This is a genomic window from Halopseudomonas sp. L-58 (assembly GCF_056859475.1).
In genome coordinates this window covers 56,662-80,702 of sequence record NZ_JBSXON010000077.1, presented here as the reverse complement: position 1 = coordinate 80,702, position 24,041 = coordinate 56,662, and the positions used below count along the sequence as shown (strand labels likewise).

Sequence of the window (24,041 nt, the reverse complement as noted above, 5' to 3'; positions counted from 1 at the left end):
ATATTCACTTTCCCGTATATACGGAATTTCATATATATTGCCCGCAGGCTGATTGTACAAGTGAATTTTATGTTGAATGACCCTTTGACGCCGCCGGCACTGTTCAAGGCGCTGGCCGATGACACCCGTGCCCGCATCTGCGCGCTGCTGGTCGACAGCCCGGAACTCTGCGTCTGCGAGCTGACCGGCGCGCTGGCCCTGTCGCAGCCGAAGATATCCCGGCATCTGGCGTCGCTGCGCAAGCTGAATGTGCTGATGGATGAGCGGCGCGGGCAGTGGGTCTATTACCGGCTGCACCCGGATTTGCCGGCTTGGGCGGGCGAGGTGGTCAGACAGGCCGCGCACAGCCAGCCGGGCTGGCTGGAGGCTGAGCGGGCCCGTTTGGCGGGCGCTGCTGCCACCTGCTGTGAGCCGCCCACGCGCCGCTGAGCCGCGCCAGGGACTATTCTGAGAACAAGGGCCCGCCTCAATCGGTGCGGGTCAACCGGAGGGACGCAACATGACCATCAAGGTAGGTATCAACGGCTTTGGCCGCATCGGTAAACTGGCGCTGCGCGCCGCCTGGGACTGGCCCGACCTGGAGTTTGTGCAGATCAACGACCCGGGCGGCGATCCGGCAACCCACGCCCATCTGCTCAACTTCGACTCGGTACACGGGCGCTGGCAGCACGAGGCACAGGCCGATGGTGATGCGATTGTCATTGCGGGCCGCCGGCTGCCGCTCACCCGCAACCGGGCGATTGCCGATACCGACTGGTCGGGCTGCGATCTGGTGATCGAGGCCAGCGGCGTCAACAAGACCCGCGCTGCGCTGCAACCCTATCTGGATCAGGGCGTACGCCGGGTGGTAGTCAGTGCGCCGGTCAAGGAGCCGGGCGTGCTGAATATTGTGCTGGGCGTCAACGATCAGCTGTTCGACCCGGCCGCGCACCCGATTGTGACCGCCGCCTCCTGCACCACCAACTGCCTGGCCCCGGTGGTCAAGGTGATCCACGAGGCACTGGGCATTCGTCACGGCTCGATCACCACCATTCACGACCTGACCAACACCCAGAGCATTCTCGATCAGCCGCACAAGGATATGCGTCGCGCCCGTGCCTGCGGCATGAGCCTGATCCCGACCAGCACCGGCTCGGCAACCGCGATTGCTGAAATCTTCCCCGAGCTGCGCGGCAAGCTGAACGGCCACGCGGTACGGGTGCCGCTGGCCAACGCTTCGCTGACCGATTGTGTGTTCGAGGTCGAGCGTGCGACCACGGTTGATGAGGTCAACGCGCTGTTCAAGGCCGCCGCCGCGGGCCCGCTGGCGGGGATTCTCGGTTACGAGGAGCGGCCGCTGGTGTCGATCGATTACCGTACCGATCCGCGCTCCTCGATCATCGACGCGCTCAGCACCATGGTGGTCAACGGCACCCAGGTGAAGATTTACAGCTGGTACGACAACGAGTGGGGCTACAGCAACCGCCTGGTCGAGCTGGCGCGCAAGGTGGGGCAGGCGGGCAATTGATGTGGCGACTGATGCAGTTGCCGGCGGAGGTTCGACAGTATCTGGTGGTTACCGGCAACTACTGGAGCTTCACTCTCACCGACGGGGCGCTGCGCATGCTGGTGGTGTTGCACTTCCACCAGCTCGGCTACAGCCCGCTGCAGATCGCCGGATTGTTCCTGTTCTACGAATTCTTCGGTGTGGTGACCAACCTGCTTGGTGGCTGGCTGGGTGCGCGGATCGGGTTGAACCGCACCATGAATATCGGCCTGGCGTTGCAGGTGCTGGCGCTCGGCATGCTGGCGGTGCCGACCGGCTGGCTCACGGTGGGCTGGGTGATGGCGGCGCAGGCGCTGTCGGGCATCGCCAAGGACCTGAACAAGATGAGCGCCAAGAGCGCGGTCAAGCTGCTGCTGCCAGACGAACAGCAGGGCGCGCTGTACCGTTGGGTGGCACTGCTGACCGGCTCGAAGAACGCGCTCAAGGGCGTTGGCTTCTTCCTTGGCGCGGGGCTGCTGGCGCTGCTCGGATTCCGTGGTGCGGTGCTGGCGATGGCCATCGCGCTGGCGCTGGTCTGGCTTCTGAGCTTGCGCCTGCTGCGCCGCGATCTGGGCCGCGCCAAGGGCAAGCCCAAGTTTCGTGACCTGCTGTCTAAGAGCCGGGCGATCAACCTGCTGTCGGCCGCTCGGCTATGCCTGTTTGCCTCGCGTGACGTCTGGTTTGTGGTCGCCCTGCCGGTCTATCTGTCGGCGGTATTTGGCTGGGATGTCTGGTCGGTGGGTGCCTTTATGGCGCTCTGGGTAATTGGTTACGGCGTGGTGCAGGCCCGCGCACCAGCCGTGACCGGGCGCGGCAGTGGTCACCAGCCGGGTGGACGCGCAGCGGCCGGCTGGGCGCTGGCGCTGGCCGTGGTGCCGGCGCTGATTGCGCTTGGGTTGATGCTGGATGGGCAATCGCGCTGGGCGTTGCTCGGCGGCTTGCTGGTGTTTGGCGTGGTGTTCGCGCTCAATTCGGCGCTGCACAGCTACCTGATCGTATCCTGGGCTGCGCGCGATGCGGTGTCGCTGGATGTAGGGTTTTACTACATGTCCAATGCAGCGGGGCGGTTACTTGGCACCTTGTTGTCCGGCTGGATCTATCAGCAGTACGGGCTGGTGGCCTGCCTCTGGCTGTCGGCGGTGCTGGTACTGGCAGCCGGTCTGATTTCGCTGGCGCTGCCTGAGGCGGCTACTCGCCCAGCTCGCTGCGACTAGCCTTGTTCGACAGGCGCAGGCCGCGCAGGCTGCGCTTGACGCTCTTGAGGTGGTTGACCAACTCCGGGCCGCGGCGCATGGCCATGCCCATCGCCAGCACATCAATGACCACCAGATGGGCGATGCGTGACGACAGCGGCGTGTAGATATCGGTGTCTTCCGGCACGTCGATCGGAATATGCACCTGGCCGAGTTCGGCCAGCGGCGTTCGGCTCGGGCACAGGCTGATCAGGGTTGCGCCGGTTTCCACCACCAGACTGGCCGAATGCAGCAGGTCCTTGGTGCGTCCGGTCTGCGAGATCGCGACCGCCACATCTTCCGGGCCCAGGGTCACGGCAGACATGGCCTGCATGTGCGGGTCGGAATAGGCGGCGGTGGAGACCAGCAGGCGGAAGAACTTGTGCTGGGCATCGCTGGCGACGGCGCCGGAGGCTCCAAAGCCGTAAAACTCTACGCGCCGGGCGTGGGTCAGGGCGCTGATGGCCTGTTCGATGGCGGCAGGATCAAGGCGTTCGCGCACATCCATCAGGGTGGCCAGGGTGGTGTCAAAGATCTTGTGCGACAGGGTGTCGACGCTGTCGTCCTCGCTGATCGAGAACTGCCCGAAACTGGCACCGGCGGCGAGGCTCTGGGCCAGTTTCAGCTTGAGGTCCTGAAATCCGCTGCAGCCAATTGCCCGGCAGAAGCGTACGATGGTGGGCTCGCTGACGCCGACCTGCTGCGACAGGTCGGCCATCGATGAGTGCATCACCTGCGCGGCCTGCGCGATGACAAAATCGGCGACCTTCAGCTCGGACTTTCTGAGCTGGTCACGGTGGGCAGCGATGTGCTGGAGCATGTTCATGATGGCATGATGTCTGGCAGCGAATGAGGGGCAGCTTGGCTGCCGTATCTGGGATAGTTCGATCACCCGTGGTGTAGTAATGCTTGTAGTTATACTACAAAAACGGCCGGGGTGTGGCGGGCAGGAGGATTTGACGTGGCTCGGGCGGGAATCAGGTGTGACATGGTGGTGTTCGGCGGCACCGGCGATCTGGCCATGCGCAAGTTGCTGCCAGCGCTCTATTACCTGCATCGCGACGGTCATCTGCACCCGGAGACGCGGATTCTGGCGCTGGCCCGCGCCGAGCACAGCCTTGAAAGCTATCGCAAGCTGGTCAAGCGCCATGTTGGTCAGCATGTCTCACGCCGCGATTTTGACCAAAGCGTCTGGGAGGTGTTCGCCGAGCGCCTGGACTACCTGTCGCTGGATGTCAGCCAGCGGGTGGCCTTTCCGCGGCTGACCAAGGTTCTCAAGCCCGGCACCGGTCGGGTTCGGGTGTTTTATCTGGCGACCCTGCCGAATCTGTTTGCGCCCACAGTTCAGCACCTGGCCTCGGTTGGCCTGGTCGACGAGCATGCCCGCGTGGTGCTGGAAAAGCCGCTGGGCGAGAGCCTGCAGACGGCGAACATGATCAACGAGCACATAGGCCAGGTGTTTGATGAGTCGCGGGTGTTCCGGATCGACCACTACCTCGGCAAGGAAGCGGTACAGAATCTGCTGGCGCTGCGTTTTGGCAACGCCCTGTTCGAGCCGTTGTGGCGCAATGCGCATATCGACCATGTGCAGATCAGCGTGTTGGAAAGTGTCGGCGTGGAAAATCGTGGTGACTATTACGACCGCGCCGGGGCGATGCGTGACATGGTGCAGAACCACCTCTTGCAACTGCTCTGCCTGGTGGCCATGGAAGCGCCGGTGCATTTCGAGCCGGAGGCGGTGCGCAACGAGAAGCTGAAGATTCTCGAGGCGCTGCGGCCGATTACCGGTATGGACGTCCAGGACCGCACCGTACGTGGCCAGTATGCTGCCGGTGAGCATGCCGGTGAGCGGCTGCCGGCCTACTACTTCGAGAAAAGTGTCGACCACGACAGCAACACCGAGACCTTTGTTGCCCTGCAGGTCGAGATCGACAACTGGCGCTGGGCCGGTGTGCCGTTTTACCTGCGCACGGGCAAGTGCATGGCGCAGCGCAAGTCCGAAATTGTCATCCAGTTCAAACCGGTGCCGCACAAGCTGTTCCCGCAGCATGGCGACAGCCCGGAAAACAACCGGCTGACCATCAGCCTGCAGCCGGATGAGGGTATTCGTCTGTCGCTGATGGCCAAGTCGCCCGGCCGCGGGATGGGATTGCAGGAAGTGGAGCTGGACCTGAATTTCGACGAGGCCTTTACCCGTCGCCGCTGGGACGCCTACGAGCGGCTGCTGCTGGATGTCATCGAAGGGGACGCTACCCTGTTCATGCGGCGTGACGAAATCGGTGCCGCCTGGCGCTGGGTTGATCCGATCATCGACGGCTGGCGTGACTGCTATCGGTCACCCAAGCGTTACCCCGCTGGCAGCTGGGGCCCGGAAGCGGCCGACAGCCTGCTCGAGCGGCGCGGTCACCGCTGGCTGGACCAGCGCTAGGCGGGCGTCAGCGTCCGAGCGTATCGAGCAGGTCGCGGGCGGGCTGGCTCTGCTCCAGCAGGGTGGTAAAGGCCTCGGCGTCGATCGGCCGGCTGATCAGGTAGCCCTGGACATCATCGCAGCCGTTTTCCTTGAGGAACTGCAGCTGGGCCTCGGTCTCCACGCCCTCTGCCACGACCTGCAGCGACAGGCTGTGGGCCATGGCAATCACGGCGCGAACAATGGCATCGTCGCCGGGCGCGTCGTTAAGCGCTGCGATGAAGGCCCGGTCGATCTTCAGGGTGCTGATCGGGAAACGCTTGAGGTAGGCCAGTGACGAATAGCCGGTGCCGAAGTCATCGACCGACAGGCTGACACCCAGCGCCTGCAGTGCGTTGATATTGTCGACGATCGCCTCGCTGTGCTCGGCCAGCATGCTTTCGGTCAACTCCAGCTCCAGCAGACGGGCCGGCAGGTTATGGCGTTCCAGCGCCTGTCGGACGCGGCTGGCAAAACCCTCCTGACGCAGCTGCTGAACCGACAGGTTGACCGATACGACGACCGACGCCGGACCCTGATGGCACCAGCGGCTGGCCTGTGCGCAGGCTGCATTCAGCACCTGCTCGCCCAGGGCGACGATCAGACCGGTCTCCTCGGCGATACTGATGAAGTCGCCCGGCATCATTATTCCGCGTATCGGATGCTGCCAGCGCACCAGGGCTTCGGCGCTGCGGATGCGATCGCTGGCCAGGTGCAGTTTCGGCTGGAAATGCACCATCAACTGCTGTTCGTCGATGGCCTTGCGCAGCTGGTTTTCCAGCTGCAGGCGGTCAAGGCTGTAAGCGCGCAGCTGGCGCGTGTAGAACTGCCAGCGGTTGCCGCCCAGGTGCTTGGCGTGTTGCATTGCCTGGTTGGCCTGGGTAATCAGCTGCAGGCTGTCGCGTGCGGTTGCCGGGAACAGGCTGATGCCAATGGACGCGGTGACCACCAGTTCGTGCTCGGCGATCAGCATGGGCTGGCTCAGGCGCTCAAGGATCTGGTCGGCCAGCGCTCCGAGGGCATCGCTGCAGTCGGCCTGCTCAACGATGACGACAAACTCGTCAGCGGACAGCCGCGCCAGGCCGTGTGTGTCGCCCAGCAGTGCGCTCAGCCGGTGGGCAACTTCCTGCAGCAGGGCATCGGCTACGGCATGGCCCAGTGTCACGTTGATGTGCTTGAAACGATCCAGATCGATGTGCAGCAGGGCCAGCTGGCTGTCGTTCTGCCGGGCGCGGGCAGTGGCTTCCTGCAGGTTCTCGCTGAAGCGGCGACGGTTGGCCAGCTGGGTGAGCGGGTCGTAGTTGGTCAGGTACTGCAGCTGCTCCTCGGTCTGCCGGTGGGTGGTCAGATCGGCGAAGAACCCGACATAGTGGGTAATCTGCGCCGCGGCGTTGCGTACCACGGTCATCTGCAGCCAGATTGGAAAGGACTCACCGCTGCGGCGACGGGCGGTCATTTCTCCCTGCCAGCGGTCCTTGCTGTTGAGCATGCTCTGCAGGTGCAAAAACTGCTGGCGCAGCTCATCCGACCCGCTGAGCTCGAGTATGTTGCGGCCCACGGCATCCTGCTGCTGCAGGCCGGTAATCACGCTGTAGGCCTGGTTTACTGCCAGGATGTCCAGCGCCGGGCTAAGAATGAAGATACCTTCGCTGGAGGCTTCGAATACCGTCGCCGAGAGCTGGGCCTGCTCATCCTGCAACTTGCGGGCGCTGATGTCGCGGCGGGTACCGATCATCCGCAGAACCCGGCCGTCGGGGTCGCGCTCTACCGCGCGACCGCTGTCCTCGACCCAGAGCCAGTGACCATCGGCGTGGCGCACCCGGTATTCCATGCGGTAGGCGACGGTCTTGTTCTTCATGTGCTGGGCGAGGGTCTTGCGTACCATGGTTACGTCGGCCGGGTGAACCAGCGGGCGCAGGTCCTCCAGCATGCTGGGCACGGCATCCTCGGGCATGCCGAACAGCGGCTTGAGGCGCGAGTGATAGACCTTGTCGGTGGTCAGGTCCCAGTCCCACAGCCCCAGCTGGCTGGCTTCCATGGCCAGGCTCAGCTGTGCCTCGCTGGCGCGCAGGTTATGGGTGGCCGCTTCCAGCTCCGCGGTACGCTGCCTGACCCGTTCCTCCAGCTCCATGTGGCTGTCGCGCAGCGACTGCTCGGCCTGCCGGCGCTGGGCAATCTCGCGGGTCAGTTGCTGGTTCAGCTCTTCGGTTCGCTGGTGCGCGCTGCCCAGATTGGCCAGCAGGGTTTCATTGCGCAGGTTGGTGATCATCGCCTGACGCATGGTGCGATGGATCAACGCGGCGGTCAGCACGATGAACACCAGCATCAGGCCCGACATTATCGCCCAGTTCTGGCTGCTTGCGCTGCCGTCGTACACCAGCCAGGCCAGCGGCGGCAGCCAGGCCGGCAGCAGAAACGAGGCAAAGGCACTGAAACGGGTGGCGTAGAGCACACCGACACACAGGCTGACGCCGCCGGCGATGCTGTACATCAGCGTCTGCCGGGCGAAGTCGTCTAGCGGTGTCAGCGCAATATAGACCCAGCTCAGGCAAAGGCCCGACGCCAGATTGCCGAGATGAAAGAAAAAGCTCCAGCGACGGCGCAGGCGGTCCTGGGAGGGGGTCTGCCAGTAGCGGCGAACCAGCATCTGGCGCAACAACGCCAGCAACACCAGGGCTCCCAGCCAACTGAACAGATTCAGCGCGGATGCCTGGTTCCAGACAAGGGGCGTGACCATCAGCGCAGTGCACAGCAACAGCCACTGCGGTAGCCGTGACTGGGCGTACAGCTGGTTCATCTGCTGCAGGCGCAGATCACTGTGCGAGATGGGGCTGAACGTGGCTCGGCTGCCAGTCATGGCTGTTTTGCGCTCCGTTGGCCCGTGATTGTTATTGTTATCATGCGTGCTACGTCGGGTGTTACTGTCGGATCAGGCTCATCACCTTACACCAGCCCTGCCGTTCGGCACAGTCCCTCGGTCGCAAAATATGACATCCGAAGCGTCTGCCATGCGGTTTAGCCGCGCGGCTTCCGGCGCGGGACGGCGGGCTGCTAGAATGCCGCGATGGATATCTCCCACCTGCTTAATTCGCTCAATGATGCTCAACGTCAGGCCGTGACTGCCGCGGTCGGCCAACAGCTGGTGCTGGCCGGCGCCGGCTCCGGCAAGACTCGGGTACTGGTTCACCGTATCGCCTGGCTGGTGCAGGTCGAACAGGCCTCACCCTGGAGCATTCTTTCCGTCACCTTTACCAACAAGGCCGCCTACGAAATGCGCGCGCGGATCGAGCAACTGCTCGGTATTGCGCCGCAGGGCATGTGGGTCGGCACCTTTCACGGCCTGGCACATCGACTGCTGCGCGCGCACTGGCGCGAGGCCGGGCTGGCCGAACAGTTCCAGATTCTCGACAGCGACGACCAGCAGCGGCTGGTCAAGCGGGTTATCCGTGAACTCGGTCTGGACGAGAACCAGTGGGCGCCCAAGCAGGCCCAGTGGTGGATCAACGCCCAGAAGGACGAAGGCCTGCGCCCGCAGAATATTCAGCCGGCCGGTGATCTGTACCTGAGCACCATGGTGCGCATCTACGAAGCCTATGAGCAGGCCTGCAACCGTGCCGGGGCCGTCGACTTTGCCGAGCTGCTGCTGCGTTCGCTGGAACTGTGGCGCGATAATCCGGCGCTGCGCGAGCAGTATCGGGCGCGCTTCAAGCACATTCTGGTCGACGAGTTCCAGGACACCAACGCGGTGCAGTACGCCTGGCTGCGCCATCTCGCGGGCAAGACACCCAGCCTGATGGTGGTCGGTGACGATGACCAGTCAATCTATGGCTGGCGCGGCGCGCGGATCGAAAACATCCAGCAGTTCCAGACCGACTATCCGAATGCCGAAATGATCCGCCTGGAGCAGAACTACCGCTCCACCGCGACCATTCTCAAGGCCGCCAACGCGCTGATCGGCAACAACTCGGGGCGGCTCGGCAAGGAACTGTGGACCGACGGCAACGAAGGCGAGCCGATTGCCCTGTACGCCGGCTTCAACGAGCAGGATGAAGCGCGCTTTATCGTCGAACGGATCGAGCAGGGCATTCGCGACGGGCTGGCGCGCAGCGAGATGGCCATTCTCTACCGCTCCAACGCCCAGTCGCGGGTGCTGGAAGAGGCCCTGCTGCGCAGCGGTATTCCCTATCGTATCTACGGCGGTCAGCGCTTTTTCGAGCGCGCCGAGATCAAGAACGCCATGGCCTACCTGCGGCTGATGGCCAACCGCGGCGACGATGGTGCGCTGGAGCGCATTATCAATCTGCCGACCCGCGGCATCGGCGACAAGACGGTCGAGCTGCTGCGCCAGCAGGCGCGCGAGCGAGATGTCTCAATGTGGCAGGCGGCCTGCGACCTGATCGACAACAAGGGGCTGCCGGGCCGGGCGGCCAACGCGGTGCAGGGCTTTCTGGTGCTGATCGAGGAAATGGCCGAGCGTGCCGAAGGGCTGCCGCTCTACAGCCAGACCCAGATTGCCATTGAGCACAGCGGCCTGCTGCGCTTCCATGAGCAGGAAAAAGGTGACAAGGCGCAGGCGCGGGTCGAAAACCTGGAAGAACTGGTCTCTGCCGCCCGTGGTTTCGAGAACGATATGGCGGACGAGGAAGAGGAAGGCGATGTACTGCTGGCCTTCTTGGCCCACGCCTCGCTGGAAGCCGGCGAAACCCAGGCTGACCGCTTTGAAGACAGCGTACAGCTGATGACCCTGCACAGCGCCAAGGGCCTGGAGTTCCCGTTGGTATTCATGGCCGGGGTAGAGGAAGGGCTGTTCCCGCACAAGATGAGCCTGGAAGATCCGGGCCGGCTGGAGGAAGAGCGCCGGCTGGCTTACGTGGGCATTACCCGGGCGATGCAGCAGTTGGTGATTACCTGGGCCGAAACCCGCCGCTTGTACGGCAGTGAAACCTTCAACAAGGTGTCGCGCTTTGTCCGTGAGATTCCACCTGAACTGATTCGCGAAGTGCGCCTGGGCAGCCAGGTCAGCCGACCCTTTGGCCCGGCCAAGAGTAACCTGTTCGCCAGCGAAGCCACCGAAAGCACCGGCTTTGCCCTTGGCCAGCGCGTCGAACACGCTCTGTTCGGTGAAGGGGTGGTGCTCAACTATGAAGGCCACGGCGCGCAGGCGCGGATTCAGGTCAATTTTGATGATGAAGGCAGCAAGTGGCTGATGGTGGCGTATGCCAAGCTGCAGGCGCTGTAGCGCCTGCAGCTTGGAGCGGCAAGCTTCAAGCTATAAGCCGCAAGTGGTTTGTGCGTGCGGGAAGTACGTTGCCAACTTGAATGAATCGGTGGCTGATGGTTCGCCGCAGGAGCGCGCGAGTCGACGCTCCCTGCACCAATATAGAAGTCTGCAGCGGGCAGCTTGCAGCTTGCCGCTTACAGCTTGGAGCTAAAAGAATGGATAGACGTGAATTGTTGACGGCCGCCGGTCTGGGTCTGGGCGCGGCGGCACTGGTTGGCTGCAAGGACGACAGCGCGCCTGCCGGCAGTGCGCCGGCGGCAGCCGAACAGCGCTTTCGCTGGAAGATGGTGACCTCCTGGCCGGAGAACTTTCCGGGTCTGGGCACCACCGCCCAGCACTTCGCGGACACGGTTGAGCGGCTGTCCGATGGCCGGTTGAGCATTCAGGTGTTTGCCGCCGGTGCTCTGGTGCCGGCGCTGGAAGTCTTTGACGCTGTTTCTGGCGGCACCGCTGAGCTGGGCCACAGCGCGGCCTATTACTGGAAGGGCAAGAGTGCGGCGGCGCCGTTCTTTACCGCCGTGCCGTTCGGCATGAACGCCCAGGAGATGAATGCCTGGCTGTACGAGGGCGGCGGGCTGGAGTTGTGGCAGAAGGCCTATGACCCGCTCGGCGTAGTGCCGCTGCCGTGCGGCAACACCGGCGTGCAGATGGCCGGCTGGTTCAACAAGGAGATCAACAGTCTGGACGACCTGCAGGGCCTGAAAATCCGTATGCCGGGCTTTGGCGGCGAGGTGCTGTCGCGTGCCGGCGCCACTACGGTCAACCTGCCGGGCAGCGAAATCTTTACCTCGCTGCAGACCGGGGTGATCGATGCGACCGATTGGGTCAGCCCCTATAATGATCTGGCCTTTGGTCTGCACAAGGCGGCGCAGTTCTACTATTACCCGGGCTGGCAGGAACCCTGCGCGGTGCTGGAGCTGACCATCAACAAGCAGAAGCTGGCCGAGCTGCCGGACGACCTGCGCAGTATTGTCATCAATGCGGCCCGCTCGACCAACCAGGCCATGCTGGATGAGTATGGCCGGCGCAATGCCGAGGCGCTGCATACCCTGGTCGACGAGCATAACGTCCAGCTGCGTCGGCTGCCTGATGCGGTGCTGGAGCGCCTGCGCGACATCAGTGCTGATGTGCTGGAAGAGACCGCCGCGATGGATCCGCTGAACCGCGAGGTGTGGGATTCCATGCAGGCCTTCCGCGAGAAGATCCAGGCCTGGCACGCGATCAGCGAAAAGGCCATGTACGATCTGCGTAGCTGATTCAGCCCCTTCCCGGTCCCGCGAGCGCGCCGGTCAGGCCTCGCGGGGTCTCAACAGCGTCCGCTGCGGAGGAAGCACAATGCCCGGTATCCATATCAAGCGCGCCAGTGCGGCGGATGCCGAGCGGGTGGGCGAGTTGTTCGATCTGTATCGCCAGTTTTATCAGCAGCCGACCGATCGGGCGGGCGCGATCGACTATCTGCGGCTGCGTCTGCAGCGTGGCGACTCGGTGGTGCTGATGGCGATGGTCGGCGAAGGCGAGCTGGCCGGATTCTGTCAGCTGTATCCGACGTTCTGTTCGGTCGACATGGCGCCAATCAGCATCTTGTATGACCTGTATGTCGGCTCCGGCTATCGTCGTCAGGGCGTTGCCGGAGCCCTGCTGGCGGCTGCCGAAGACCAGGCGCGTGCGCAGGGCGCGGTGCGCATGGAGCTGGCAACCGCGACCGACAACACTTCGGCGCAGCGATTGTACGAAGCCAGTGGCTGGGAGCGTGACCGGCAGTTTCTGCACTACAGCAAGCTGCTCGGGGCAGGTTGACGCCGGCACGTCTCCTCCATCTGAACGATTTGTTTCCCGAGAGGCTCGGGCAGGATCTGCTGAATTCATTGTGAGGCTGAATATGAACAGCAAGGAACTGGTTGAGCGTTATTTCGATTCGGTAGAGGGGCGCAGTGCGGCACCGATTACCGACTATCTGGCTGCGGATATTCGCTGGCACCTGCCGCCGGCGCACCCTTTCGGCAGCAATTTTTCCGGTATTGACGGTGTTCTCGGGATGATGGCCAAGGGGGCCGGCTGGCTGGATTTTGCTACCCTGCAGATCCGTCGCCATGCGCTGATATGTGAAGGCGACAATGTCGTCGTGCATTTCGAGCTGACGGCGCAGACCTGCAGCGGTGAGCCCTATCTGAACCAGTATCTGCTGCGCTTTCGCTGCTGCGACGCAAAGATCTGCGAGGTGTGGGAATTCCTTGATACCTACAGCCAGTACCGGGCCGGACTGTACCAGCAGGTGATCTGACATCTGCCGCTGGCGGCTGTTATGCTCGGGGAGTGTTCCCGGCTGCAATTGCAAAGGATAGATCGTGCCCGCCCCCATCATTCTGTTCGACGGTGTATGCAAGCTCTGCAGTGCCTGGGCCAACTTTATTATCGAGCACGATGCCGCGCGCCGGTTCCGGCTGTGCAGCGTGCAGTCGGCGGCGGGGCAGCGGCTGCTCGCGGAGCACAACTATCCGACCGATACCTTTGAGACCATGCTGGTGGTGGATGGCGAACGCCGCTTCGAGAAGAGCGCGGCGTTCTTTGTCGTCATGCATCGGCTTGGCTGGCCATGGCGCGCTCTGTGCGTGTTTCAGCTGATCCCGCGCCCGCTGCGCGACTGGCTGTACGACCGTATTGCGCTGAATCGCTACCGGCTGTTTGGTCGCTATGACCTGTGCCGGCTGCCCTCGGCCGATCACGCGGGGCGCTTTGTCGATGAATAACCCGGACCTGTTGAAGATGGCCCGCTGGTGCCGCTGGATGCTGGCATTTGTGTTCATTTATCACGGCCTGGTACCCAAGCTGCTGTTTCCCAGCCCGGTCGAAGTACAGATGATCGAGGCGTCCGGTCTGGGGCTTGATGCACAGGTGATTTCATCACTGGCCGGGGTGGCCGAGGTACTGCTCGGGATAGTGATTCTGTTCGGCTGGTTTGGCCGCTGGCCCGTGGTCGCCGCCGCACTCGGGTTACTCGGCCTGCTTGCCGGCGTTGCCCTGGTTGCCCCGGCGCTATTGGTCGGTGCATTCAACCCGGTAACGACCACGCTGCCTGCGCTGCTGCTGTGTGTGTTGATCATTCGCCTTGAAGCCGGTTGCAACACGGCCGCCTGATTGTGGTCATAACGCTCTGATGGGCCGCGTTGGCCCTGTATGCAAGGAGCTGTTGTGCTGTCACCCTGGAAACCCCGCCTCTGGCTGACTGTGCTGCTGGGTATCGTGCTGCAGCCGTTCGTGTTTCTCTACGTCAATCGCCCGCGTCTGTTCTGGGGTTATCTTCCGGTGACGCTGGTGGTCGCCGGGATCGACTGGTACTTCGAGCTGGCCCTGACACTGGCGTTCAGCCTGATCTGTCCGCTGCACGCGGTGCTGATCGCGCGCCGTTACGATGTATCGACGCCGCGCCGCTGGTTCAATCGTGCCAGCGTGGCAGTGGGGCTTTATCTGGCGGTGATGCTCGCGATTCTGGGTGCGCGAACCTTCCTTTACGAGCCTTATCAGGTGCCGTCGGCCTCGATGCACCCGACGCTGGTTGAGGGCAATCTGTTTGTGGCGCAGAAGTGGGGCTTTGCCCATCGCAGCCTGTTTGGCTTCACCCTGCCTGGCAGCGACCGCCTGGATGCGGCCCGCCTGCAGCGCGGCAAGGTCTACGTGTTCTATCCGCCTGACCACGACATGCTCTACGTCAAACGGCTGATCGCGCTGCCCGGTGACGTGATTGCCCTGACGCCGGATGGGGTTGTGATCAATGGTGAGCGCCTGCCGCGCGAGCTGCTGTCAGACACCGATGGGGTACGAATCTACCGCGAGCAACTTGGCGGGCAATCCTATCGGGTGCAGCAGCTGGACAGTGCGGCGCAGCAGCCGATTCAGACCTTCCGGGTGCCGGAGGGGCACTACTTCTTTCTGGGCGACAATCGCGACAATTCCAACGACAGCCGTTACTGGGGATCGGTGGCGGCTGAACGGGTGGTGGGCGAGATGATCTGGCTGGCAAGCAAGCCAGATGCTGCCGCGCCCGCGCCTTGACGGCTCAGTCTTCCAGCTGCGCGACCTGCTGATCGATCTCACCGCTCTGGCGGCGCCACCAGTCGCTGACGTGACACAGCGCCAGCACGCTGGTGCTGCAGCTGCCGCCGTCGATTGCCGCGCGCACGGCCTCCACGTCGACCCGATTCAGGTAGCCGACCGCATCGGTCATCAGCTCTCCGTCGCCGAAGCCGCCTTCGAGCATCTCGGCCAGCGCCTGTTCACGGCTCCAGCCCTCGAACACCATGCGGTACATGGCGGCCATCAGTCCGGTGCGGTTTTGCCCGTGCTTGCAGTGGATCAGTACGCCACCCTCATTCTGGCCGGCGCGGATCGCGCGCAGCACGCGGATCACGTCGGTGTCGGTCACCCGGTCGGCGTGCAGTGGTTCGTGAATGGTGGTCAGGTTGCTGCCTGCCAGCCAGTCGTCGTTGCGCTGGTAGAAATTGATCACGGTATGGATACCTTGCGCCTGCAGCGTGGGCATGTCGCCGCTGTCCGGCAATGCGCTGCGATACAGGTTGGGGGCCATGCGATACAGACGCAGCTGCGGATCAATCGGAGTGGCCCAGTCGGCCGGACGCGCCTGCCCGGCACTGAGGGTGGGTGCCGGCATGCCGACGTGGTCGCTGCGCAGTACATCGGGCCGGGCCAGCGCGATGACGCCCAGCAGCGCCAGCGGCAGCGCGGTTGCGAGCAGCAGGCTACGCGGCTTCATGGCGGAGCGCTCCTGTCTGGCTGACGGTGCGCGCTGCGGTGGCCGGCCGATACAGCAGCAGTCGGTAACAGAGCAGGCAAATGCACCAGTCGAACAACAGGGTCCAGACGTTGTGCGAGAGGAAATGCGCGCCCTGCATGGTGCGCCCGAGTGACAACACGGTGCCGAGTGCCAGTGCGCCGATCAGGGCGCCGCGGGCTGCTCGCGGAAAGCGGTCACGCAGGGCAAAGAACAGTGCCAGCAGCGAGAACCCGGAGGAGGCATGACCGCCGGGCCAGCAGCGTCCGGGCTTGTTGCTGTCGGGGCGAGCTGACAGCAGCGGCGTGTGAATCTCCGTGCCGCCGTACTGCACCAGACTCCAGGGGCAGGGCACGTTGGTCAGCTGCTTGAGCGGCGTGACCAGGCTGGTAGCCAGTGCCAGCGACAGCACCAGATAGCCCAGTTCCGGTCGCCAGCGCCGCAGCCGGGTCGGCAGCAGGCTGAGGAGAAAGGCGATGATCGCCAGTACGCCGATCAGGATGACGGCCTGCTTGACCCGGTCGTGCAGGATGTCTTCGAGGAAGAAGCTGTGGCGGCCGACGAAGCCGTCGGCCGGTACGTAGAACAGGTCGGAGAACCAGAAATCCAGCGCGCTGGTGTCAAACACCAGCATCAGCGCCATGACGGCAGCCGGAATCAGCAGCCAGCGACCGACCGGAAAGGGGCGCGATACCCGCGCAGGGCTGCTCATCGCTCGCTGACCTGACGGCCAGACTGAGCGCTGGAGGGTTGCCAGGCCAGTAGCCGGTGGCCGTAGTCGTAGCTGGCGCCCTGGTAGTAGGCAATGGCGCGGCGGACCAGCGGGTCAGTGGCCTGCGCCGCCTTTTCCACGCTCAGCCCCATGGCATCGTCGTGCCGGCGGATCAGGCCGCGCGGGCTGAGGATCGCCAGATCCTGACCGTCAAACAGACCCAGATGCTGGTAGTTGCCGATCAGTGCCCGCCCCGGGCCGGCATCCGCGCGCAGCAGGTTGTGGCCGAAGAAGGTCGAGGTGTAGTCCATGTTCAGCAGGCCCATCAGCGTCGGCGCCAGATCGATCTGGCTGGCCACACGGCTGTCCTCGCGGGCGTCGATCAGGCCCGGTGCGTAGACGAACAGCGGGATGTGGTAGTTGTGCACCGGCAGGTCTTCCTTGCCAGCACTGCCCGCGGTGTGGTCGGCAACGAACACGAAGACGGTGTCCTTGAACCAGGGTTTCTCGCGCGCCTGGGCAAGGAACTGGCCGATGGCGTAGTCGGTGTATTTCACCGCACCTTCGCGGCCGGTGCCGGACGGGATGTCGATGCGGCCTTCCGGATAGCTGTAGGGGCGGTGGTTGGAGGTGGTCATCAGCTGCAGCAGGAACGGCTTGCCCGCGGCGGCATCGGCGTCGGCCAGCTTCAGGGTCTGGTTGTAGAGGTCTTCGTCGCTCATGCCCCAGGCGTTGGTGAAGGTTACTTCCTCGTCAGGCACGCTGGCCTGATCGACTACCCGGTAACCGTTGCCGGCGAAGAACGCATTCATGTTGTCGAAGTAGCCACGACCGCCGTAGACGAACACGCTGTCGTAGCCCTGCGCGCCGAGTTGCTGGCCGAGGCTGGCAAACCCGGTTTCGCGGCCGATGCGCTTGACGATCGAGCGGCCGGGGGTCGGCGGGATCGACAGGGTGATGGCTTCCAGACCACGGGTGGTGCGGGTGCCGGTGGCGTAGAACTGGTTGAAGTAGAGGCTCTGCTTGCGCAGGGCATCGAGGTTCGGTGTCAGGTTGCGCGCATCGCCTTCGCTGCCCATGTATTTGGCGCTGAGGCTCTCGATGGTGACCAGAATCAGGTTCAGCTTGCGCGGCTGGCCGGGGTTATCGATCTGTCGGCGAACGCCCATCGGGTCGGTGTCGACAAAGCGGGCATTGGCTTCGCTGACCTCGTCACGCAGGGCGCTCGCAGCGGTGGCCTCGGGCAGTTGCGGGTAGAACTGGGTGTAGTCCAGTTCGTTGTTGCGGAAGGCGGCGAAGAACTGGTACGGGCCGTTGCTGGCCAGTTCGTGCTGATAGGCGTTGCCGCCGCTGCTGCGCGGGAAGTTCTGACCGACTACCAGAATACTCAGGGCGACGGCAGTAACCGCGCCTGCCAGGCTGACGCCGCGTTCCGGCCAGCTCAGCAACGGGGCCGCGGCGATGCGGCGCACCCGTGGTTGCAGCAGCGCGGTGGTGATCACGGCGATGACGGTCAGCGCTGCCAGCAGCGGATAGACCGGGTAGGACTCGAGGATGTTGTTGATCACCTCGTCGGAGTAGACCAGATAGTCGACCGCGATGAAGTTGAAGCGCACCCCGAACTCGTCCCAGAACAGCCATTCGGCCACTGCGGTGAACAGCATCAGGAAGACGCCAAAGGTCATGGCTACCTGCAGCAGGCGCAGGTGCCAGCGCTTGCGCCAGAGCCAGGCCGGACACAGCAGCAGGTACAGTGCCAGTGGCGCGAGGGCGTAGAGCAGGAAGGTCAGGTCATAGATTGCGCCTTCGCCGTACAGGCGCAGCACACCGCTGGCGCTGAGTTGCGCTTCGCCCAGGTGGGTCAGCAACAGGATCGAACGGGTAACAACGAAAACACCGAGCCAGAGGGCTGCGAGCAAGCCAAGAAAACGGGCCTGGGCGGATTTGAGCAGGGGCATGTGACGGTCCATGGTTGAAATCGACCGTCGCAGTGTGGTGATCTTGCTGTCGGCGCTGCGTCAACGCGCTGTGAAAATTTCGTCAAGCCGCGTCGATTATTCCCTTCGGAGACTCTCCCTGCATGCGCATTCTGGTGATTGAAGACAACCGCGATATCCTCGCCAATGTGATGGACTATCTGCAGCTCAAGGGCTACACCGTGGACTGCGCGCAGGACGGTGTTTCCGGGCTGCATCTGGCGGTCAGCGAGCACTACGACCTGATCGTGCTCGACATCATGCTGCCCGGCATGGACGGCTACCAGCTGTGCCAGCGCCTGCGCGATGACGCCGGTCGCGACACGCCGATCATCATGCTGACCGCGCGCGACGCGCTGGACGATCGACTCAAGGGGCTCAAGGTGGGCGCCGACGATTACCTGCTCAAACCCTTTGCGCTGTCCGAACTGGTGGCACGCATCGAAGCCATTCTGCGCCGCAGCAGCGGTAGCGGGCGTCACCGACTGCAGGTCGGTGATCTGAGCTATGACCTCGATACCCTGCAGGTCAATCGCGCCGGCAAGGCGCTGAAGCTCAACCCGGTCGGTCTCAAGCTGCTGGAAGTGCTGATGCGCAAGAGCCCGGCGGTGATCCGCCGCAGCGTGCTGGAAGAGGCGCTGTGGGGTGACGAGTTGCCCGACAGCGACAGCCTGCGCAGTCATATTCACCAGCTGCGTCAGATCGTCGACAAACCCTTTGAAACGCCGCTGATTCACACCGTGCACGGGGTTGGTTACAGCCTTTCGGAGCCGGCGCAATGATCCGCAAGCAGCCGCTGCGGCGGCGCATCGTGATTGCGTTTACGCTGATAACGCTGGCGGTCAGCGGGGTGTTTTCGCTGAGCATTGTTGCCATCGTGCACTTTGTCGAAGAGCACCTGGTCTCCCAAGAGATGAGTGAAGAGCTGACCACGGTGCTGGAGCAGGATCTGGCCCGTGGCCAGCCTCCCAGGCTGGATGCCAAAACCCGGCTGTATGCCTCGCATATGCCCGGATACCAGATCCCTGAGCTGCTGCGGGATATGGAAGAGGGTTTCAGCGAACTGGTGGATGACGAGCACGCGGCCTACGTGTTCATCCGTGACATTGGCCAGCAGCGTTACGTACTGGTGCAGGAGCAGGCCGAGTTCGAGGCGCGTGAGAAGGTGTTGTTTGCGGTGGTGTTTGCCGGCTTCATGCTCAGCGTGCTGCTGGGCTGTCTGCTGGGCTGGCTGATGGCGCAAAAGATTCTGGCGCCGATCATCCGGCTGGCCGGTCAGGTGCGACACCGGGATCAATTGCTGCCGCTGGCGCCGCCACTGGCGCCGGAATACCCGGACGACGAGGTTGGCCACCTGGCCGAGGCCTTCGATTCCACCCTCAGCCAGCTGCGCCTGTCGCTGGAGCGTGAACGGCTGTTTACCGGCGATGTCAGTCACGAACTGCGCACGCCGTTGATGATTATCGCCACCTCGACCGAGCTGCTGGAAGCGGCCGAGTTGGGCGAGCGCGAGCAACGGCAGGTCGAGCGCATTGCCCGTGCTGCCGAGGAGATGCGCGAGCTGGTTGGCACCTTCCTGCTGCTGGCGCGAGCCAAGGGCCAGCCGGTCAGGATGACCGGCAATGCCTCCTTGCTCTCGGTTGCGCAGGAGCAGGTCGAGCGCTGGCAGGGCGCCTTTGCCGACAAGGGCCTGGGCTTTGAGCTGATCGTCGAGGCGGAGGATAGCGGCCAGTATCATCCGGGATTGCTCGGCACGGTCATGTCCAACCTGCTGCGCAATGCGCTGCACTACACCGAACAGGGGCAGGTTCGATTGCTGCTGGGAGCGGGCTGCTTCCGCGTGGAAGACACCGGGCCCGGGGTGCCAACCGACCAGCAAAGCGACATCTTCGAACCCTTTGTCCGTGGCAACCAGGCCCGTGGTGAAGGGCTGGGGCTGGGGCTGTCGCTGGTCAAGCGTATCTGCGCCCATCAGGGCTGGTCAGTCAGCATGCATTCGCTGGCCGCCGGCGGCAGCTGTTTCGATGTGCGGCTGGGTTGATTGCCCGCTGCACCGCCGAGCGCGCGGGCCGATATCGCTCGGCCTCTGGCTTTTCACGAAATTTTGACATCGCTTTGACACGACCTTGATCCGTGGGCGCCTAGTCTGGCAGCACCTACTCCCACCAGGGTTATTGTCATGTCCGAAAGCAAACCGATCGAGCTCGCGTTCTCCGACAAGTACGACCGCGATCACTCACAACAGTATTTCGACAAGCATCAGGCCGGTTTGTCGCGTCGTTTGTCCAACTGGCGTGACATGCAGCTGGCTCGCCGCGCGCTGAAAGACGCCGGTGACCCCAATCTGGTGCTGGACCTGCCCTGCGGCGCTGGTCGTTTCTGGCCGTTGCTGGCCGAGGCGCCGAATCGGGTCATTCTGGCTGCCGACAATTCGGCGGACATGATCCAGACCGCACTAGCCGGCCAGCCGACGGAGGTGGTAAGGCGGGTCAAGGCGTTCCAGACCTCCGCCTTTGATATCGATCTGGGCGATAACGCGGTCGACAGCATCTTCTGCATGCGGCTGATTCACCACGTTGCCGATCATGAGCACCGTCTTGCCCTGCTGCGTGAATGCGCCCGTGTCACCCGCGATACCCTGATCATCTCGCTCTGGGTCGATGGCAATTACAAGTCCTGGAAGCGCAGTCGTCTGGAAGCGCGCCGGGCAAAGCGAGGGCGTGCCGGTCAGAATCAGAACCGCTTTGTGGTGGCCCGCGAGGTGATTGAAGCCGAGTTTCGCGAGGCGGGCTTCAGCGAAATCAGCCACCACGATTTCCTGCCCGGCTACGCCATGTGGCGGGTCTACGTGCTGCGCAAGGCGGACGCATGAGCGCCGTGATCTCGGCCCGGGGCCGATTGCCATCCTTTGGTCAGGCACGCTTCGAGCGTTGGTGGGAAATGGACGGCAAGTGGGTAGAGGAGCCGAATCAGCGCCGCGGTGGCCAGAGCGGGGTCAAGTTGCTGCCGCCCCAGAGTCGCGGCTTGCCCCGCTTGTACAGCAAGCGTCAGGTTGGGCATGTCTATCGTGCCTGGTTGCACCCTCTTGGTCGGCCCACGGTGCTGAGGGAGGAGCTGGCGCTGCGTGCCTGCGAGCAACTTGGTGTGCCGGTACCCAAACTGGTTTTTTGTGCTGCCCGTCAGCATCAAGGACAGTGGCAAGGGTTGCTGGTGACCGAAGAGCTGACTGGTTTTGTCAGTCTGGGCCAGTGGTACGCCAGCGAGGAGACAGTAACCAGGCGACGTGCCGTACTGCAGCAGTTGGCTGTGGTGCTGCGGCGGCTGCACGGGGGGCGCCGTCAGCACGGTTGTCTGTACGCCAAGCATATCTATGTCCGGGTTAACGGCGACCGGGCCGAGGTCGCACTGCTGGATTTGGAGAAGAGCCGTCGTCGCCTGCTGCGCAGTCGAGCGGTGCGGCATGACCTGGACCAGCTGTGCCGCCACCGCGAAGGGATGCCTGACGAGGATTGGCAGTATTTTCTGGCCTGCTATCAGAGCCTGACCGGCGGTAACGGGGACAGCCGTCATGCGGCCTGAGCCCCTGTCCGGCGCTGACGATGCGCTGAAACTGAAAAGTCGTGGAGGTGTGGTCCGGATCATCAAGGCGGCGGGTTACTCGCTCGCCGGCCTGCGGGCAGCCTTGACCTTTGAGGCCGCCTTCCGCCAATTGCTGTTTTTGGCCGTAGTGCTGATCCCGCTGGCGTTCTGGTTGCCGGTCAGCGGCGTAGAGCGCGCACTGATGGTCGGGGTGGTGCTGCTGGCGCTGATCGTTGAGCTGATCAATTCGGCCATAGAGGCGGTAGTGGATCGTATTTCGCTTGAGCTGCACCCGCTGTCCAAGCGCGCCAAGGATCTGGGCAGTGCGGCGCAGATGCTCGCGCTGCTGCTGATCACCAGCGTCTGGAGCCTGATTCTGTTCTCGCCCGCCTGAGCGGGCCTGCCTGTGGAACCTGTTTGATGACCCACTCTACTGCTCCGGCCAGCCGGCCGGTGGTTGGCCTGCGCGGCCAACTGATATTTATCGTTGGTGCGCTGGCGGCACTGACGCTCATGCTTACCCTGCTGCGCGGCGCGCTGCTGGCCTGGAACTGGGAGCTGGCCGCCGAGGTAACCCGTGGCGATTTGCTGGAAGCCTTCTTCAATGGCCTGCGTTTCGACCTGCGGGTCGTTGTTATCGTCGGTGCGCCGCTGATGCTGACCGTCCTCAGTGCGCGGCTGATGGCCATGCGCACGCTGCAGTGCCTGTGGCTGACGCTGGCAACCGTGCTGCTTTGCCTGCTTGGCACTGTCGAGCTGAGCTTCTACCGCGAGTTTCACCAGCGCCTGAACACGCTGGTGTTCCAGTATCTGCAGGAAGATCCGGCGACTGTACTGAGCATGCTCTGGTATGGCTTTCCGGTGGTGCGCTTGCTGCTGGGTATGGCGCTGGTCAGTTGGCTGATGTATCGCGGTTTTCGCTGGCTGGACCGCCGTACCAGGCTGCCCGCGACCGCAGCGAACCGTCGGCACAGCCGTCTGGGTGCGCTGGCGGCTCGCATCTCGGTGCTGCTGCTGTTGCTAGTCAGTTCAACGGTTCTGGCTCGTGGCACCCTGCGTCAGGGCCCGCCGCTGCGCTGGGGGGACGCTTTCACCACCGATTCGACCTTTGCCAATCAACTCGGCCTGACGCCGGCGCTGACCCTGTATTCGGCCGCCAAGGCGCAGTTCTCTGATCATCGCAATAACGCCTGGCTTGGTTTGATGGACGATGACCAGGCGACCGGGATTACCCGAAGCCTGCTGCTGACCGAACATGACCGGCTGATTGACGCCGAGCTGGCGCCGGTGCGTCGCGTATCTGAACCCGCTGTCGATAGCGTGTTGCCGGTGCGCAATGTGGTGGTGGTACTGATGGAGAGCTTTGCCGGCTACTACACCGGGGCGCTGGGCTCCCCGCTGGGCATTACCCCCGAGTTCGACAGGCTGAGCAAGGAGGGGTTGCTGTTCACCCGCTACTTCTCCAACGGCACCCACACCCATCAGGGCATGTTCGCGACCATGGCCTGCTTCCCCAACCTGCCGGGCTTCGAGTACCTGATGCAGGAGCCGGAAGGTGGCCATGCGTTTTCCGGTCTGCCGCAGCTGTTGAGCCAGCGAGGTTTCGACGACCTGTATGTCTATAACGGCGACTTTGCCTGGGACAATCAGAAGGGCTTTTTCGGCAAGCAGGGCATGCGCCACTTCATCGGCCGCAATGACTACGTCAATCCGGTCTTTTCCGACCCGACCTGGGGCGTATCCGATCAGGACATGTTTGACCGTGCTGTCACCGAACTGAATGCACTGGATCATACGCGCCCGTTCTATGCGCTGCTGCAGACCCTGTCCAACCATACGCCTTACGCGTTGCCCGACCCGCTGCCGGTGGATGCCGTGAGCGGGCAGGGTGTTAACGACGAGCACCTGACCGCCATGCGCTATTCCGACTGGGCGCTGGGCCGGTTCTTCGATCAGGTCCGCAACGAGCCCTGGTACAGGGATACGCTGTTTGTGGTGATTGGCGACCATGGCTTCGGCACGCCGCGCCAGCTGACCGATCTCGATCTGCTGCGCTTCAACGTGCCCATGCTGCTGATCGCGCCCGGTATCACCGAGCGCTTTGGCCAGCGCAATGACATTGTCGGCACCCAGGTTGACGTAGTGCCGACCATCATGGGGCGCCTCGGCGGCGCGGTGCAGCAGCAGTGCTGGGGGCGTGATCTGCTGGCGCTGCCTGCCGGTGACAAGGGCTTTGGCGTGATCAAGCCGTCAGGCGGCGGTCAGACGGTGGGGCTGTTGCGCGGTGATGAACTGGTGGTGCAGCCGCGTGGTGAGCAGCCCCGTGCCTACCGCTACCAGCTCGGTCCGCAGGCCACTGTCACCGAGCAGGCACAGGTGCCGGGCGATTTGCAGGAGCAGCTCAAGGCCTATGTGCAGACCGCGACCAGCGCGCTGCTGGAGGATAGAGTGGGTGTTGAGGTGGCTGCCGGCAAGGAAGGCTGAGGCGCTGCAGGCGGCCCAAC

22 protein-coding genes are annotated in these 24,041 nt (G+C 63.5%); 17 read left to right on the top strand and 5 right to left on the bottom strand.

What is annotated here, in order from left to right; all coding sequences use genetic code 11:
* Window positions 1-72 precede the first annotated feature (72 nt).
* The 3 genes from AC13EY_RS15575 to arsJ all read left to right on the top strand — a co-directional run bounded on the left by AC13EY_RS15575 (window position 73) and on the right by arsJ (window position 2,739).
* A complete protein-coding gene (locus AC13EY_RS15575) occupies window positions 73-429 on the top strand; it encodes a metalloregulator ArsR/SmtB family transcription factor (protein WP_269688673.1) in 357 nt (118 codons plus the stop codon).
* Between the two features lie 70 nt (window positions 430-499).
* The gene (locus tag AC13EY_RS15570; RefSeq protein ID WP_228245975.1) at window positions 500-1,507 is read left to right on the top strand and encodes an ArsJ-associated glyceraldehyde-3-phosphate dehydrogenase; all 1,008 of its coding nucleotides are present in this window, start codon (window positions 500-502) and stop codon (window positions 1,505-1,507) included.
* Window positions 1,507-2,739 carry an organoarsenical effux MFS transporter ArsJ gene (arsJ, locus tag AC13EY_RS15565; RefSeq protein WP_228245974.1) on the top strand — a complete coding sequence of 411 codons (1,233 nt, stop codon included), beginning with the start codon at window positions 1,507-1,509 and terminating at the stop codon, window positions 2,737-2,739. The genes AC13EY_RS15570 and arsJ overlap by 1 nt, the downstream gene beginning before the upstream one ends.
* Here arsJ and hexR read toward each other — a convergent pair.
* Complete coding sequence (hexR, locus tag AC13EY_RS15560) at window positions 2,714-3,583, bottom strand: transcriptional regulator HexR (RefSeq protein WP_088275824.1); 870 nt, start codon at window positions 3,581-3,583, stop codon at window positions 2,714-2,716. The genes arsJ and hexR overlap by 26 nt on opposite strands.
* Before the next feature lie 162 nt (window positions 3,584-3,745).
* On the opposite strand from hexR, the gene zwf reads away from it, so the two are divergent.
* Window positions 3,746-5,185 (top strand): glucose-6-phosphate dehydrogenase, encoded by a 1,440-nt coding sequence (zwf, locus tag AC13EY_RS15555; RefSeq protein WP_228246056.1) that lies wholly within the window; start codon window positions 3,746-3,748, stop codon window positions 5,183-5,185.
* 7 nt (window positions 5,186-5,192) lie between these two features.
* Here zwf and AC13EY_RS15550 read toward each other — a convergent pair whose 3' ends face one another.
* The gene (locus tag AC13EY_RS15550) at window positions 5,193-8,060 is read right to left on the bottom strand and encodes a putative bifunctional diguanylate cyclase/phosphodiesterase (RefSeq protein WP_228245973.1); all 2,868 of its coding nucleotides are present in this window, start codon (window positions 8,058-8,060) and stop codon (window positions 5,193-5,195) included.
* A 207-nt stretch (window positions 8,061-8,267) separates the two neighbouring features.
* Here AC13EY_RS15550 and uvrD point away from each other — a divergent pair, with 207 nt between their 5' ends.
* The 7 genes from uvrD (at window position 8,268) to lepB (ending at window position 14,534) form a co-directional block, all read left to right on the top strand.
* Window positions 8,268-10,442: a DNA helicase II gene (gene uvrD / locus AC13EY_RS15545; RefSeq protein ID WP_228245972.1), complete on the top strand. Its 2,175-nt coding sequence runs from the start codon at window positions 8,268-8,270 to the stop codon at window positions 10,440-10,442.
* A 197-nt stretch (window positions 10,443-10,639) separates the two neighbouring features.
* On the top strand, window positions 10,640-11,740 hold the full coding sequence (locus AC13EY_RS15540; protein ID WP_228245971.1) for a TRAP transporter substrate-binding protein: 1,101 nt from the start codon (window positions 10,640-10,642) through the stop codon (window positions 11,738-11,740).
* A 79-nt stretch (window positions 11,741-11,819) separates the two neighbouring features.
* Window positions 11,820-12,281, top strand: a complete 462-nt coding sequence (locus tag AC13EY_RS15535) for a GNAT family N-acetyltransferase (protein ID WP_228245970.1) — start codon at window positions 11,820-11,822, stop codon at window positions 12,279-12,281.
* 82 nt (window positions 12,282-12,363) lie between these two features.
* The gene (locus AC13EY_RS15530) at window positions 12,364-12,765 is read left to right on the top strand and encodes a nuclear transport factor 2 family protein (protein ID WP_228245969.1); all 402 of its coding nucleotides are present in this window, start codon (window positions 12,364-12,366) and stop codon (window positions 12,763-12,765) included.
* Between the two features lie 64 nt (window positions 12,766-12,829).
* On the top strand, window positions 12,830-13,231 hold the full coding sequence (locus AC13EY_RS15525; protein ID WP_228245968.1) for a thiol-disulfide oxidoreductase DCC family protein: 402 nt from the start codon (window positions 12,830-12,832) through the stop codon (window positions 13,229-13,231).
* Window positions 13,224-13,619: a DoxX-like family protein gene (locus AC13EY_RS15520; protein WP_228245967.1), complete on the top strand. Its 396-nt coding sequence runs from the start codon at window positions 13,224-13,226 to the stop codon at window positions 13,617-13,619. Before AC13EY_RS15525 ends, AC13EY_RS15520 begins: the two co-directional genes overlap by 8 nt.
* A gap of 54 nt (window positions 13,620-13,673) precedes the next feature.
* Window positions 13,674-14,534: a signal peptidase I gene (lepB, locus tag AC13EY_RS15515; protein WP_228245966.1), complete on the top strand. Its 861-nt coding sequence runs from the start codon at window positions 13,674-13,676 to the stop codon at window positions 14,532-14,534.
* Window positions 14,535-14,538: 4 nt separating this feature from the next.
* Here lepB and AC13EY_RS15510 read toward each other — a convergent pair whose 3' ends face one another.
* Genes AC13EY_RS15510 through AC13EY_RS15500 form a run of 3 tightly spaced genes read right to left on the bottom strand, consistent with a single transcriptional unit; the run spans window position 14,539 to window position 17,940 of the window.
* Window positions 14,539-15,252 (bottom strand): dual specificity protein phosphatase family protein, encoded by a 714-nt coding sequence (locus AC13EY_RS15510; protein WP_228245965.1) that lies wholly within the window; start codon window positions 15,250-15,252, stop codon window positions 14,539-14,541.
* Complete coding sequence (locus AC13EY_RS15505) at window positions 15,239-15,982, bottom strand: phosphatase PAP2 family protein (protein WP_228245964.1); 744 nt, start codon at window positions 15,980-15,982, stop codon at window positions 15,239-15,241. Before AC13EY_RS15505 ends, AC13EY_RS15510 begins: the two co-directional genes overlap by 14 nt.
* Window positions 15,979-17,940: an LTA synthase family protein gene (locus AC13EY_RS15500; RefSeq protein WP_228245963.1), complete on the bottom strand. Its 1,962-nt coding sequence runs from the start codon at window positions 17,938-17,940 to the stop codon at window positions 15,979-15,981. The genes AC13EY_RS15505 and AC13EY_RS15500 overlap by 4 nt, the downstream gene beginning before the upstream one ends.
* Before the next feature lie 122 nt (window positions 17,941-18,062).
* Here AC13EY_RS15500 and AC13EY_RS15495 point away from each other — a divergent pair, with 122 nt between their 5' ends.
* The 6 genes from AC13EY_RS15495 (at window position 18,063) to AC13EY_RS15470 (ending at window position 24,021) form a co-directional block, all read left to right on the top strand.
* Complete coding sequence (locus AC13EY_RS15495; RefSeq protein ID WP_228245962.1) at window positions 18,063-18,740, top strand: response regulator transcription factor; 678 nt, start codon at window positions 18,063-18,065, stop codon at window positions 18,738-18,740.
* Complete coding sequence (locus AC13EY_RS15490; RefSeq protein WP_228245961.1) at window positions 18,737-19,999, top strand: sensor histidine kinase; 1,263 nt, start codon at window positions 18,737-18,739, stop codon at window positions 19,997-19,999. The genes AC13EY_RS15495 and AC13EY_RS15490 overlap by 4 nt, the downstream gene beginning before the upstream one ends.
* A gap of 138 nt (window positions 20,000-20,137) precedes the next feature.
* A complete protein-coding gene (locus AC13EY_RS15485) occupies window positions 20,138-20,830 on the top strand; it encodes a class I SAM-dependent methyltransferase (protein ID WP_088275807.1) in 693 nt (230 codons plus the stop codon).
* A complete protein-coding gene (locus AC13EY_RS15480) occupies window positions 20,827-21,537 on the top strand; it encodes a lipopolysaccharide kinase InaA family protein (RefSeq protein ID WP_482877539.1) in 711 nt (236 codons plus the stop codon). The genes AC13EY_RS15485 and AC13EY_RS15480 overlap by 4 nt, the downstream gene beginning before the upstream one ends.
* Window positions 21,527-21,931 (top strand): diacylglycerol kinase, encoded by a 405-nt coding sequence (locus AC13EY_RS15475; protein ID WP_088275805.1) that lies wholly within the window; start codon window positions 21,527-21,529, stop codon window positions 21,929-21,931. Before AC13EY_RS15480 ends, AC13EY_RS15475 begins: the two co-directional genes overlap by 11 nt.
* Window positions 21,932-21,957: 26 nt before the next feature.
* Window positions 21,958-24,021 (top strand): LTA synthase family protein, encoded by a 2,064-nt coding sequence (locus AC13EY_RS15470; RefSeq protein ID WP_228245959.1) that lies wholly within the window; start codon window positions 21,958-21,960, stop codon window positions 24,019-24,021.
* Window positions 24,022-24,041 lie beyond the last annotated feature (20 nt).

What these genes read in the sequence shown, in the direction of transcription:
- AC13EY_RS15570 (WP_228245975.1), top strand. Translation starts at nt 500, where the DNA reads ATGACCATCAAGGTAGGTATCAACGGCTTTGGCCGCATCGGTAAACTG.
- arsJ (WP_228245974.1), top strand. Translation starts at nt 1,507, where the DNA reads ATGTGGCGACTGATGCAGTTGCCGGCGGAGGTTCGACAGTATCTGGTG.
- hexR (WP_088275824.1), bottom strand. Translation starts at nt 3,583, where the DNA reads ATGAACATGCTCCAGCACATCGCTGCCCACCGTGACCAGCTCAGAAAG.
- zwf (WP_228246056.1), top strand. Translation starts at nt 3,746, where the DNA reads ATGGTGGTGTTCGGCGGCACCGGCGATCTGGCCATGCGCAAGTTGCTG.
- AC13EY_RS15550 (WP_228245973.1), bottom strand. Translation starts at nt 8,060, where the DNA reads ATGACTGGCAGCCGAGCCACGTTCAGCCCCATCTCGCACAGTGATCTG.
- uvrD (WP_228245972.1), top strand. Translation starts at nt 8,268, where the DNA reads ATGGATATCTCCCACCTGCTTAATTCGCTCAATGATGCTCAACGTCAG.
- AC13EY_RS15540 (WP_228245971.1), top strand. Translation starts at nt 10,640, where the DNA reads ATGGATAGACGTGAATTGTTGACGGCCGCCGGTCTGGGTCTGGGCGCG.
- AC13EY_RS15535 (WP_228245970.1), top strand. Translation starts at nt 11,820, where the DNA reads ATGCCCGGTATCCATATCAAGCGCGCCAGTGCGGCGGATGCCGAGCGG.
- AC13EY_RS15530 (WP_228245969.1), top strand. Translation starts at nt 12,364, where the DNA reads ATGAACAGCAAGGAACTGGTTGAGCGTTATTTCGATTCGGTAGAGGGG.
- AC13EY_RS15520 (WP_228245967.1), top strand. Translation starts at nt 13,224, where the DNA reads ATGAATAACCCGGACCTGTTGAAGATGGCCCGCTGGTGCCGCTGGATG.
- AC13EY_RS15510 (WP_228245965.1), bottom strand. Translation starts at nt 15,252, where the DNA reads ATGAAGCCGCGTAGCCTGCTGCTCGCAACCGCGCTGCCGCTGGCGCTG.
- AC13EY_RS15505 (WP_228245964.1), bottom strand. Translation starts at nt 15,982, where the DNA reads ATGAGCAGCCCTGCGCGGGTATCGCGCCCCTTTCCGGTCGGTCGCTGG.
- AC13EY_RS15500 (WP_228245963.1), bottom strand. Translation starts at nt 17,940, where the DNA reads ATGCCCCTGCTCAAATCCGCCCAGGCCCGTTTTCTTGGCTTGCTCGCA.
- AC13EY_RS15495 (WP_228245962.1), top strand. Translation starts at nt 18,063, where the DNA reads ATGCGCATTCTGGTGATTGAAGACAACCGCGATATCCTCGCCAATGTG.
- AC13EY_RS15490 (WP_228245961.1), top strand. Translation starts at nt 18,737, where the DNA reads ATGATCCGCAAGCAGCCGCTGCGGCGGCGCATCGTGATTGCGTTTACG.
- AC13EY_RS15485 (WP_088275807.1), top strand. Translation starts at nt 20,138, where the DNA reads ATGTCCGAAAGCAAACCGATCGAGCTCGCGTTCTCCGACAAGTACGAC.
- AC13EY_RS15480 (WP_482877539.1), top strand. Translation starts at nt 20,827, where the DNA reads ATGAGCGCCGTGATCTCGGCCCGGGGCCGATTGCCATCCTTTGGTCAG.
- AC13EY_RS15475 (WP_088275805.1), top strand. Translation starts at nt 21,527, where the DNA reads ATGCGGCCTGAGCCCCTGTCCGGCGCTGACGATGCGCTGAAACTGAAA.
- AC13EY_RS15470 (WP_228245959.1), top strand. Translation starts at nt 21,958, where the DNA reads ATGACCCACTCTACTGCTCCGGCCAGCCGGCCGGTGGTTGGCCTGCGC.